At 29.6% G+C, this 13,197-nt stretch carries 11 protein-coding genes; 8 read left to right on the top strand and 3 right to left on the bottom strand.

Annotated features, from left to right (window positions below; genetic code table 11):
- Positions 1 to 123 precede the first annotated feature (123 nt).
- The 8 genes from B2S02_RS11995 to B2S02_RS11960 all read left to right on the top strand — a co-directional run bounded on the left by B2S02_RS11995 (position 124) and on the right by B2S02_RS11960 (position 7,689).
- On the top strand, positions 124 to 690 hold the full coding sequence (locus B2S02_RS11995) for a TetR/AcrR family transcriptional regulator C-terminal domain-containing protein (protein ID WP_346877154.1): 567 nt from the start codon (positions 124 to 126) through the stop codon (positions 688 to 690).
- 451 nt (positions 691 to 1,141) lie between these two features.
- Positions 1,142 to 1,720 (top strand): manganese efflux pump MntP family protein, encoded by a 579-nt coding sequence (locus tag B2S02_RS11990; RefSeq protein WP_346879339.1) that lies wholly within the window; start codon positions 1,142 to 1,144, stop codon positions 1,718 to 1,720.
- A gap of 15 nt (positions 1,721 to 1,735) precedes the next feature.
- Positions 1,736 to 3,073 (top strand): radical SAM protein, encoded by a 1,338-nt coding sequence (locus B2S02_RS11985; RefSeq protein WP_346920755.1) that lies wholly within the window; start codon positions 1,736 to 1,738, stop codon positions 3,071 to 3,073.
- A gap of 314 nt (positions 3,074 to 3,387) precedes the next feature.
- Entirely contained in the window at positions 3,388 to 4,683 is a 1,296-nt protein-coding gene (locus B2S02_RS11980; RefSeq protein ID WP_346879341.1) for a 5-bromo-4-chloroindolyl phosphate hydrolysis family protein, read from the top strand.
- Between the two features lie 100 nt (positions 4,684 to 4,783).
- Entirely contained in the window at positions 4,784 to 5,956 is a 1,173-nt protein-coding gene (locus B2S02_RS11975; protein ID WP_346920754.1) for a toxic anion resistance protein, read from the top strand.
- Positions 5,957 to 6,081: 125 nt separating this feature from the next.
- A complete protein-coding gene (locus tag B2S02_RS11970; protein WP_346920753.1) occupies positions 6,082 to 6,837 on the top strand; it encodes a TSUP family transporter in 756 nt (251 codons plus the stop codon).
- 96 nt (positions 6,838 to 6,933) lie between these two features.
- Positions 6,934 to 7,257, top strand: coding sequence for a hypothetical protein (locus B2S02_RS11965; protein WP_346846336.1), 324 nt, complete (start codon positions 6,934 to 6,936; stop codon positions 7,255 to 7,257).
- An 81-nt stretch (positions 7,258 to 7,338) separates the two neighbouring features.
- The gene (locus B2S02_RS11960; RefSeq protein ID WP_346846335.1) at positions 7,339 to 7,689 is read left to right on the top strand and encodes a hypothetical protein; all 351 of its coding nucleotides are present in this window, start codon (positions 7,339 to 7,341) and stop codon (positions 7,687 to 7,689) included.
- 45 nt (positions 7,690 to 7,734) lie between these two features.
- Here B2S02_RS11960 and B2S02_RS11955 read toward each other — a convergent pair whose 3' ends face one another.
- From B2S02_RS11955 to B2S02_RS11945, 3 genes are all read right to left on the bottom strand, one after another.
- Positions 7,735 to 9,702, bottom strand: coding sequence for a glycoside hydrolase family 25 protein (locus B2S02_RS11955; protein WP_346920752.1), 1,968 nt, complete (start codon positions 9,700 to 9,702; stop codon positions 7,735 to 7,737).
- A 136-nt stretch (positions 9,703 to 9,838) separates the two neighbouring features.
- Positions 9,839 to 10,987, bottom strand: a complete 1,149-nt coding sequence (locus tag B2S02_RS11950; protein WP_346920751.1) for a PdaC/SigV domain-containing protein — start codon at positions 10,985 to 10,987, stop codon at positions 9,839 to 9,841.
- Positions 10,988 to 11,128: 141 nt separating this feature from the next.
- Entirely contained in the window at positions 11,129 to 13,051 is a 1,923-nt protein-coding gene (locus B2S02_RS11945; RefSeq protein WP_346920750.1) for a cell wall-binding repeat-containing protein, read from the bottom strand.
- Between the last annotated feature and the right edge of the window lie 146 nt (positions 13,052 to 13,197).

Here is a 13,197-nt window from a genome sequence, read left to right as displayed (position 1 = left end):
CTTAGTATTGTGGTATATATGTGGCTTAATTGACATAAAATATAGGAAGTTGATATAATGGTTAAAACTGTGGAAAACTTTGAGTTAACTTTTAGAATATCTTTAAAGGGGTGAGGTTATACTGTGAGATCTAAAAAAGAAAATACTAAGGCACTAATAGTTGATAGCTTTAAAAAGTTAATGACTCAACATTCCTTTGATAAGATAACTATAAAAATGATTACTGATGAGGCAAAGTTAATAAGACCCTCCTTTTATAACCACTTTGCTGATAAGTATGAATTACTTGAATGGATTTGTTATAAGGATATATTTGAAGGTGCAACCCTTCTTATAGATAATAAAATGTTTAATGAGACAATTCTTTTTATTCTTACTAGGATAGAAAATAATAAAGAGTTTTATGTTAAAGCTATGAAAATAGAAGGACAAAATTCCTTTGAGAGTATAATATATAAATTTCTTCTTAAGATGTTTGAAGAATTATTTTCTGTGCTAGATATAGAAAATATGAATTTTGAAGGAATTCTCACCGCTTCTGAAATTGCTAATTACTATTCTAGAGGTCTAACCTATTTTTTAATTACTTGGCTTAAAAAAGGTGTACAAGTTCCTGCTCATGAGTTAGCTGAAAAATATTATTTACTACTTTCTAATTCCTTAGAAGATATTGTATTCAAGCCATTATAAAAAGTTATGGGCTTTAACAAAATATCTTACTAATCTTATATAAAATATTGAAGATGCACTTTAATATTATTGTTAGCGAATGCCATTTGCAGGGATATTAGATTTACTTAGTATTTATGAATGGTAAAATCGTTAAGCAACACAACTTGTTTGAGTGTATACGAGTTGTTGTGTTGTAGATTTTACCTTGAATAAATGCTTTAGTAAATCAATATTCCGAAACGGCTGAGCGTTAATAATATAAGTGCTTATTCAATATTTATTTAGATTAGCTTATTTTGTTAAAGCCCCTACTTAACCTATCATAAAACAATTAAATAGATTTGTTTTAAAGCAACTACATAAGTTGCTTTTTGTTTTTTTTGATATACATTTAGGGCGAAGTGTATTTTTACATAAAAATCTACATTGGCTATAATTTAAGAAAACAGATTATGAAAGGAAGATGCTTATGAGTGTTCTGGAAGTAATCATAGTATCAATAGGATTATCTTTAGATGCATTTACAGTGACAGTATGTACAGGTGCAACTCAACCTTATCTTAAAAAGCGTATGGATTTTATTGTTGGCCTTGCATTTGGGGGAATACAAGCTATTATGCTTACTATTGGAATGATGATTACCAAGTTTCCAGTAAGCTCAATTTATTCTGAAACTTTTAAATCCATCAATCAATGGTTTTCTGCAATTATTTTTATTTTCTTAGGACTGAAGATGATAAAAAATGCACTTACTATTAAATCCATCAATGAGCAAAGGGAAAGTTTTAATTATAGAAATATTTTTTCCTTAGCCTTTGCAACTAGTTTGGATGCTTTAGTATTAGGAATTGGCTTTGCTCTACTGCGCACTGAAATTATTATAGATATGTTTATCATATTTGTAATAACAGGGATTTCATCTATTATTGGACTAAGGGTAGGCTACCGTGTGGGTGATAAGTACAGAGTTGCAGTTAATATCTGTGGTAGCGTTATATTACTTATTATGGGAGTAAAAATGATACTTTCTTACTTTAAAATTATTTAAAATGGGGGTTGGCTTATGTTAAATGTAAAATATAAAATTGAAAAGGCTGCTTTAAAGCAGGGACTTGGATACTTAAAGAAAAATCCTGAGAAAAACTTTGAGAAAATTGTTCATTGGTTAAGGAAGTTTGATACAGAAAATTTATATACTCCTCAATATGATGCCGTTGAAGGATTTTTAAAGGAGAAGGATAATAACTGGGTAGAGCTTATGACTAAATTAGCCAAAGAAGTGAATCCTCATATTTTAGAGACTGTGTTTAGTAACTTTCTTCTTAATTCTTCTATTAGAGGTTGGAGTGAATCTAGGAAAAAATCTAAGGAATATGGATATGAAATTCCCTTTACTTTACTTATAGACCCTACTACTGCTTGTAATAAGAAATGTATTGGTTGTTGGGCTGCTGATTATAACAAGGCTTTAAATTTAAGCTATGATGAATTAGATAGTTTACTTATTCAAGGTAAGGATTTGGGTATCTTCTTTTATATAATGACTGGTGGTGAGCCTTTAGTTAGAAAGAATGATATTTTAAAACTAGCTAAGAAACATAATGATTGTGTGTTTATGATATTTACTAATGGAACATTAATTGACCAGGCTTTCTGTGAAGACCTATGTGAAGTTGGAAATATAGTTCCTACTATTAGTGTTGAAGGTTTTGATGATGCTACTGATGCAAGACGTGGTAATGGTTCCTGGAAGGATATTACTCGTGCTATGGCTCTTATGAAAGAAAATAGAGTTCCTTTTGGATTCTCAACTTGCTTTACAACTAATAACTGTGATAGCGTTTTATCTGAAGAATTTATAGATATGATGATAGATATGGGTGCTTATTTCTCTTGGTACTTCACCTTTATGCCTATAGGATGCAAAACAGATACTTCCTTAATGGCTAATCCTGATCAAAGAGAAAAACTTTATCGTACTATAAGAGGTTGGCGCTCAACTAAACCAATCTTTAATATGGATTTCTGGCACGATGCTGAATATGTTGGTGGTTGTGTGGCTGGTGGAAGACGATACTGCCATATTAATGCTAATGGTGATGTGGAACCTTGTGTATTCTGCCACTACTCCAGTGCTAATATAAAGGAAGTTCCTTTAATTGAAGCTTTAGGACAGCCACTGTTTATGGAATATCAAAAGAATCAACCTTTTAACAATAATCAATTTAGACCTTGCCCAATTCTTGATAATGCTCCAAAGATTGCAGAAATGGTTAAGGCTTCTGGGGCTAAGTCTACAGAGTATGTAGATCCTGAAAATGTAGAAGATTTAGTAGCTAAAACTATAGACTATGGTGAAACTTGGGCTAAGAGAGCAGAACCACTATGGGAAGAAAATTAATGTGTAAAAATAAATAAAAACAACTATATAAAATAGATTTTCGCTAATAAACTAATCTAAGATAAGTGTTGAGCATGCGCAAACAATAATATAAAGTGCAAGCTCAGCATTCTATATAAGATTAGTAATATATTTGCGAAAATCTTTTTTTATTTTTAATTTAGTAAAATTCTTATAATCCCAATATTCATTGACACTAATTCTAAATGTATTTACAATTATAGTATCTATAATATATATTTTACAAAGGTTGTGAATACATAACTAATAAACTATATTATATTTATTTTAATCTTTATTTAAAGGAGATATTTATGAAACGAAAATTTTTAAACTTAAAATCCTTAATACTTGTTATTGTATTAGCATTTACCACAAGTTTCTTTAACACATCTGCTAATGCTGAATCCAATATACTTGACTCCCCTGAACTTTTATATGCAACTAATGATGCTAAAAATGATATAAATACATCTAAAAAGAGTTCTAGTGATTCACTAATTCCTACCCGTTCTCAGCTTATGTGGGTAACGGATAATGCTGATGTATTGCCTGATAGTAGTATAAAATATATAATCACAAGAAACAAGAAGTTTACTGAAACTAGTGATGCTGAAATCTCAGTGTTAACTATTGAAAATTTACCAGAAGGTAATGACATAGAAACCTATGCTTATAAAGTTTTTGATGAATGGGATATGGACTTAAAAGAAAAAAATAATGCAGTATTACTTCTTATTGTTTCTGGTGAAAATAAGACTTTCATTGCTACAGGTACTGGTTTAAAAAGTGCTTTAACGGATTCAACAGTCTATAAATCTATAGAAAAAAAGTTTGCTACATCCCTAAGTACCCATAATAATAAGTACAATCTTAGCAATGTGGTATCAAGCTTAGCTACTAAGATTGATACTATTGATAAAAATAATTCTTATGATATAAATAATACTTATAATAAAAGTAATTCTGATAACTCAGGCGTACCTTTTATGAAATATTTAGGAATAATTTTACTTTTTGCATTTTTACTTTTTTTATTTTTATTTTTTTATTTTTTAAAACGTGTTTCTAAATCTTCTATTTATAAAAATTATAGGAAAAAGAACAATGTTAAAACAACTTCTTCTGCTAAAGAATTGCCTTCTTCTACCGATGAAATAATCTCTTCTGGTGATGAAGCTGTAGATGTTATTATTGCTGAAGGACTTGCTTATCTTAATCAAATTAAAAAGGCAAATGATGAAATTCCTGATGAGAAGATTACTAATCAAATTACACGTATGGAAGTAGCTACTGACAAGATTTTTAGATACATTGCAAAACATCCTGAAGATGCATCTCAAATAAGTAAATTTATGAGCTATTATTTACCTACACTTTTAAAACTATTGAATTCATATATAAATTTAAATGGACAATGTATTAAAGGTGGTAACATATCTACTACCATAGAAAACATTGAAGGCATTCTTTCTACTATAGCGGATGCCTTTGAAAAACAATTAGATAATCTATTTGCTGATGATGCTCTAGATATATCTACTGACATTAAAGTACTAGAGGCTATGCTTGTCCAAGAAGGTCTAACTAGTGATGGTTTTATGAAATAATTTGTTTCATATAAATTTTTTCAAATTATACGTGTTTAAATTTTATGCTTACTTAAGTATAGAGAAATATATTTATTTTAATATCAAGGAGGATAATTAAATGACAAATACTGAAAACAAAGATATATTATATACAAATTCTAATACATCAAATATAGTTCCTTCACTTACCTTAGATACTTTTACTGAGGCAACTCCTGAAGTTAAACCACAACTAGCTCCAGATATGGAACCTGAAGTTCTTGATGATAGCTCATTAAGTGATGATGAAAAGAAAATTGTAAGTGATTTTGCAGAAAAAATTGATATTACTAATACAAATATGATCCTTCAATATGGAGCTGCATCTCAAAAAAAAATAGCTGGATTCTCTGAAAGTGCTCTTAAAAATGTTCGAACAAAGGACTTAGGTGAAGTTGGAGATATGATAACTAATTTAATTGGTGAACTTAAAGACTTTAATACTGAAGAAAAACCAAAGGGTATCTTTGGAATATTTAAAAAAGTAGCTAATAATATATCAAATCTTAAAACTAAATATAATAAGGCAGAAGTAAATGTAGATAAAATATGTAATGTTTTAGAAGGACATCAAATTCAGCTATTAAAGGATATTGCCATGTTAGATGAAATGTATAGTATAAATCTAGTATATTTTAAAGAACTTTCTATGTATATCCTTGCTGGCAAGAAAAAACTTGAGGAAGTTCGTAAAGTAGTGTTACCCCAATTAGTTGCAAAGGCTAATACATCTAATCTACCTGAAGATTCTCAAGCTACTAATGACATGGCTAATCTTTGTGATCGTTTTGAGAAAAAAATTCATGATTTAGAACTTACTCGTGTAATATCTATTCAGATGGCTCCTCAAATTAGATTAGTTCAAAATAATGATACTCTTATGGCAGAAAAGATACAATCTACCTTAGTCAATACTATTCCTCTATGGAAGAGTCAAATGGTTATTGCCTTAGGTGTTGCTCATTCTCAACAAGCAATGGCAGCTCAAAGAGAAGTTACAAATATGACTAATGAACTATTACGTAAGAATGCTGAATCATTAAAAACAGCTACTATTGAAACTGTAAAAGAAAGTGAACGTGGAATTGTAGATATTGAAACTTTAAAACACACTAACCAAACTCTTATATCTACCCTAGATGAAGTAGTTAAAATCCAAGAGCGAGGCCGTCAAAAACGTCAAGAGGCTGAACTTGAAATTGGACGTATGGAAGGAGAGCTTAAGAAAAAGCTTCTAGATATTCGTTATTAATTTAAATTCTATTCTGTTTCTTTTTCTTCCTTTTCCCCTTATAATATAAGAGTAGATTATGCTTCATAAATTTATAATATATTCTTTAATATGAAGCTTGTAAAAATTAAATTTCTGGAGGAATTATGAATACACTTACTTTTATTTTTTTATGCTTTGCAGGTTTTCTGGCAGCCTTTGTAGATTCCATTGCTGGTGGTGGTGGGATAATAAGCGTTCCTGCTTATATGATAGCTGGTTTGCCTCCTCACGTGGTTCTTGGAACTAACAAGTTTACAGCTTCTATGGCCTCGCTTACTAGTTCTATTAATTTTATAAAGTCAGGTAACTGCAATTTTAAGTTTCTTAAAATAGTGGCACCTTTCACTTTAATAGGCTCTATTTTAGGAGTTAAGGCTGTACTTCTATTGGATGAAAGTTTTCTTCAACCTTTAGTTCTTGTGCTGGTTCTTGCCATAGGTGTTTATACATTCTTTTCTAAATCCATTGGGGAAAAGGATAATTTTAAGGGATTAAATAAAAGGAATATGACTATTTCTATAATCTTTGCTTTTTCACTAGGATTCTATGACGGATTCTTTGGACCTGGTACAGGCTCCTTTTTAATCTTTGGTCTTATTAATATTTTAGGTTTTAATTTTCTTAAAGCTTCAGCAAATGCTAGAGTTTTAAATTTTGTTAGTAATATTGCTGCTCTTGTTACCTTTGCCTTTAGTGGTAACATAAATTATCTAATTGGTATACCTGTTTGTGTATTTATGATATTAGGAGCTAAGCTTGGAACAAAGTTAGCTATTAATAAGGGTTCAAAGGTTATTAAGCCTATTTTTGTTACTATGTCCCTTGCGGTATCTATAAAAATGTTATTACAACTATTCTAATATTAAATATTTTATATATTAGGAATAATTTTCTTTACAGGAACTTATCCTTAACCTATACTTATTAATGTGTGCTAAAAAGGAGGCTTTATGCTCATGTATTCATTTGTTGTTGTAATTATTATAATTATTATTGGATTTTTAGTTTGTAAGAGAAATTATAAAAATAGAGCTAGTCATATTAATGGCAACTTATTAGAGTATTGTTATCACATTGTTGTAGAATTTGAAAAACTTAACTTTGAACAACGAGGAAGGTTTAAGGATTCTCTTACTCAAAAGGAATCAGATCTATTTGATGGAATAATAACTAGAAGCATGATTTTAGGTAAGAATCTTAACATACTTCAAAGCCATATGTTTAATCTAGAGTCTATTATGAAAAAAATAAGGGCACAAAAAACTAATATAATGCAATAAAAAATATTTTAATAAATATTTAGATATAATTTCTCATATTATACATAAACTAAATGGGAATCTTAAGAAAGGAATGATATTATGAATTTAAAAAAATTAATAACAAATACTTTAGCTATTGTAGGTGCTGTTGTGGTTGTAGATAAAATTGTAAATGCCGTTTCAAACAAGAGCATAAAGTCTATAAGTGAGGCTCTTATGAAGGGTGATTTAAATGAAGATGAAGATAGAGATGAAGAATCAGACCTATGTCAATGTAGCTTCTTAGATGATGACTATGAAGAAAATCTAAATGCTTGTCACTGTGGTGAAGATTCTGAAATTGATTATGAAGCTTTCCCTGACATAAAACAATATGAAGATAGTGACGAAGGTGCTTTTCAGTATGCTATAAAAACTGAACCTATTACGGATACACCAAAAGAAGTATAATATGTATTAAAGTCCACCTTCCTTAAAAGAAAGTGGACTTTTTAATTATCTGTGATGTTTTTTATGATGTTTTTTGTTCTTCTTGCTCTTCTTCTTACTTGGATAACATTCATCATATTCTTTATAATCATAGTATTTCTTTTTATGATGTTTGTGTCCATAATCACAATTATTTAGATACATGTTTTGAAGTAAATATTCACACTTCATGCAGTTGCTCTTAGGCTGCACACATTCCTCACATACCTTATAACTTATTGGATCACGATTTTCTAATCTACGACGGTCTCCTTCATATTCTTCTCTTAGGATGTCATCATATACTGGTTTTTCATACCTATTACAATCATCATTTAAAACTATGTCTTGATTATCTTCTTCTCTTTCACATTTGCATTTTATAGGTTTTTTCTCCCATTCCTTTATAAATTCTGATTTATCCTCATGGTGTTCATATAGCTCATCATTATTATGGAAGTTATGATTTTCTAGATAATCATCATCTTTATAATTATTTTGGCCATTATAGTACTCTTTCTTGCAATGGTAATCATCCTTATTCCACTTATCATGTTCGTCATGGTGTTCATGATGGTGATCACAATGCTCTTCATGGTGTTCATGATGGTGGTCGTGATCATCTTCATGGTGTTCATGATGTTCGTCATGGTGTTCATGGTGTTCTTCATTGCACTTCTTACATTTTGGACAAATGTACTTAGATTTTTCTTCTAAGTATTCACAATCATCTTCACATCTATAATCCCTATTAACTTCATTAAGACCAAATTTATTCCTAGATTCTCTATTATCATAATATTTTTTATATGCTCTTTCAGCTTCTAATCTCTTCATATATAAAATATCATCAAATTCATCATCTGTTTCTACAAAATCATCATACATATCAAAATCTTCTTTTCTTTCAACAGATTTAATAAATCTTTTTGCTAAACCATCTACAGGATCCTTAAATTCTACAGATTTTACATCAGTATAATCATCTACATTCCATCTGTTATTACATTGACATTCATGGGAATTTTCATTATTAAATACTATCTCCCTACCAAAAGTAACATTAGCACTAGCTCTCTCTTGTGAAAAATCTCCGTCGGTATCAAAGGCTTCAATAGACATTATATACCTTTCTCCTAGACTTGGTTTGTTAGCTAGTTTTAAAACATAGGAGTTAGCATCTCTGCCTAATGTAGTTACATAGTTGGAGTTTATGAATATATTATATCCACCTAAATCTATATCAGTATTTTTAGTCCAATTCATTCTTATTTCTTGGCCTGTTGCTACTGCTCTAAAGTCTCTTACACTTCTAGGTTGCGTTAATAAATCTAAATTTTCTGGTCCATAGTTTAAGTCTACTGGTGGATTTACTCCAGGCATGGTTCCATTCTCAGTAAATTGCCACATTCTCCATCTAGTCCATCCACCTTGATCCCTTGGATATGGAGGATTTGTTGGTAATTCTGGATACATAGCAATCCAAAGAGGCATATCTGCTAGAATAAAGCCTTTCTTAGTATGGTAGAAATTATTATATAAATCAATAAAAAATGCTCCAGTATATAACATCATTTTTCTTCTAGTTTTTCTTTCAAATCTCTTTCTAAATCTGTCTACCCAATCTAGTAATGCATCTGTAGATATAGATTTATCTAGTGGTGCTTCAATGTCAATTACAGGGAATAGATCTCCATATCTTCCTGGTCCATAAGCTTGTTGTAATATGTCTATAAATCCATCACATTGAACATCTGCGGTAGTTAAATCTGTGGAAGGTACTGCATAGTGATATGCTCCTGTTTTTACTCCCACATTTCTTAATCCGTTTACATACTCAATAAATTTTCTGTCTATTCTAAATCTACCAGTACCATAACCAGAACCACGTAAATAAGCATATGGGGTTTGTGTTGCAAGTAGAGTATAATTTACATCGCCCCTATATTCATTTAAATCAGGACCTATTATGTTACGACTAGTTTTATTTTGCATACTCTCCTCCGAAATTGAATGCTTCACTTATTATATTACTAGTCATATATCCAATGTGTTACAACATTTTTATTTGAATTTATATGATTTTTTTAAAATTACTCTCATTAGATTTTAATATATAGAACCTAATTATCTACTGATTCTTTACTTTAATTTCTCCACTCTGTAAGTTTACCTCATATATTTTATTGTTTAAGAAAATATTTTCATCCCTTCTATTATTTCCTGAATAGGTTATATAGAAAATTATGCTATTTTTATCTTTAAATAAGCTCTTGTAGTATGTGGTAACTCCTTTTACATATTTATCGGAATCTTTATTTTGAGTGTTTGATGCCTTTATATCTTTTATAAATTTAAAAACTTCATCTTTAATATAGTTATTAATTTTCATCTCTATATCCTTGTTTATCATATTTTCAATTTTAGGATAAGATAAATACTGATTAAAATCTTCACTACTTTCTTCATAATTTATTGTTTTTATTATTGGGGCTTCCACTTGAATATTTACTTTATTTAAACCTTTAGGAAATTTACTTAGAGGTATATAAAATTTAGGAATTCCTGCTACGTAGGGAGCAATTTCATATTCATCAAAATATATAACTAAGCCTTTATCTGTTAAGAAAAACTTTTGATTATAAGGGATTACATTTAGTTTATCTACAGCTTCTTTGAAATATAATTCAGGATTTTTATTTATAGTAGCTTTCACATTGTCTAAAATAATTTTATTATAATTCCTATTATTACCCAAGAAATCTTCAATGACTCCTCTATTTCCTGTATTTATATCAAAGTTAAAAGACTCATCTACTGATGATCCATGAGCTCCACCTGTATAACTATATAGGTTTAGTGTTATTGAAAGGATATTATTCTTATTATAAGTCACATTATTGTTTACATTAATTACATAGGGTTTTGTTTCTAACCCAACTTTTATATTATATTCATTGTCTCTAATAGATAGCTTTGTTATATATTCTTCAAAGTCATTAATTCTTTTTGATATCTTATTATTTATAATCCCTTCTGCTTCTTTATTTTTAACAATCTTTACAATGGGCCTATTGATATTTACAGATACATACTTATTAGAATATACCTTTTCCTCGTTTTCTATTGTGGCACCTTCTTCATCTTTCAGTATATTATTAACCATTCTTGGTAAAGATATCTCTACGGAATCAGGATCACTGTGTGTATCTACGGCAAATGCTCCATGAAAATTAGTAGTTAATAATAAAACTAAAATTAAATATATAACTTTCTTCATAACATTTCTCCCTTCTATAAAATATATTTTAAATAAAATAACTTTATATTAGTTTGCCCATATAAATCTTGTGTACACCTGTTAATTTTTAATAAAAAAATGCCTTAACCTTTAGTTAAGACATTTTTTCAAATTAATTTTTTATAATTTAATTCTTAATTTATTTAATATAGTACTTGTTATTACCTGTGGTCCACCTAATATATACATTTTATTTATAGTATTTCTATTTTGCGTAACTAAATTCATTACTGATATATTCACCTCAGTTGGATCCATCAATAGTACAAAAGATTTTCTTTGTGCTGCTAAAGCTGATACTGAAAGAGCATCTGGAAAATCAGTTCCTAGAGCAGTATACATCTCACTAATATTTAATATGCTTTTAAATCTATTAAATATTTTTTGATTTGTATCATATCTATCTACTCCACCAATTCTTTCATAATTAATTAAAGTTTTCGCTGTGTAATCTGATATAACACCAGAACCACCTATTACATAAGTTTTAGTAATATTTTTATTACTTAAATAGCTTTTTATATTAGTTGGTATAGTGCTGTCTCTAGTTAAAAGTATCGGCATGGCTTTAATACCTGCAATGGATGATATGGAAAGACTATCTGCAAAGTTTTCCCCAGTTGTAACTACAACTTCACTTTGAATTCCAATCTGCTGTGCAATTTTTAAAGAAGTTTCATATCTATCTGCTCCACCTAACCTTTTTGTAGTTATATTCATTGCTTTAATTTGATTTTCAAAAGCAGATGAAAGAACACCAGTTCCTCCTACTATATATACATTCTTAACCTTTAGGTTAGATAATAAATTTTTAAGTTCTTGTTGTTCATTTAAAGATTGATTCCTAGCTAATAGTATTGGTGCTTTATTTTTAGCAGCCAACGGACCTGCACATAGAGCATCTGGATAATCTGTTCCAGGTGCTATTACAACTGTATCAGAAGAAGACCACCCCTTCTTTGCCACTAAATAAGAAGTTTCATATCTTGTAGCTCCATATATTCTCTCACCAGGGGTTGAAGAAAGGGTTACATTAGCCTTTAAATAATTATTTATACCATTAGCTATACCACTAGCTAATAATTCTTGATAAGAATTAGTGCTCATTTTAATTGCTTCACTTTTATTACTTATAAAACCACATTCTGCTAAAATTGATGGCATTTTAGTTTCTCTAACCACATGAAAATCAGCAGTCTTTACTTTTCTATCATAAGCTCCTGTACTGCTTATTAATTGTTTTTGCACAGAATCTGCAAGTGGCTTTGAATCCATTCTATTAGGATAATAATAAGTTTCTATTCCATATGCAGCAGTTGTAGTTGCTGAATTTATATGAATTGATGCAAAGGCATCAGCTCCTGAATTATTAGCAAGGGAACTAATTTCTCTAAGCTCCAAAAACTTATCCGTAGTTCTACTCATTACTACTTCTATTCCTTGAGATTGAAGAATTCTTTGAACCTTAAGAGCTATCGCTAAAGTTAAATGTCTTTCTTCTAATCCATTCGCACAAGCTCCTGGATCACCACCATATCTCGGATCACCACCATGTCCTGCATCAATAAATACTCTATAGTTACTGTTAGTTGTTATAGCTTTTGCAGTGGTTGCTGTTAAAGTTCTAGCTGATGCTACTTCTTTAGTTGGCTCCTTTACTAATACTTCATAAACATAAGTACCGCCTTCACTTTCAAGGGTTATAAAGGTTTCCCCTGTAGCTACACCCACAAATTTTCCATTTTTGTCTACTTTGACTATACTTTCATCTCTAGAACTTAATTTAAAAGGAATTGAAGCTTCTTCTTCTACTAAAAGGCTAGTATGGTCAATTGCTTGTCCAACATCAATGGATAATCCATTTTTCACTTGTACATTAGCCCCTTCATTTTCACTTAGTATAGTTTTTAATTGACTTTCTGTATTACTTATACCACCATCTTCTGCTGCAGCTAATCTACTAACTGGAGATACCATAGTAATTGTTAACATTGCAGTTATTGCACATAGTAGCTTTCTAATACGACTTTTACTTCTTTTCACTCTTCTTTCCCCCTATTATACATAATTATACATTTTATCACTAAAATATAGTCACCATTAATTTTATTCTACATATATCATTCATATCCTTTTGATTTTTGATAAATTATGTGGAATTTTTACTTTTACAGTGTTACTTATACATT

Origin of the sequence: Clostridium sp. UBA7339, assembly GCF_002470865.1 — a bacterium.
GTDB lineage: Bacteria > Bacillota > Clostridia > Clostridiales > Clostridiaceae > Clostridium_J > Clostridium_J sulfidigenes.
The sequence above is the reverse complement of the archived record's forward strand: the minus strand, read 5'-3'. Positions and strand labels throughout refer to the sequence as shown.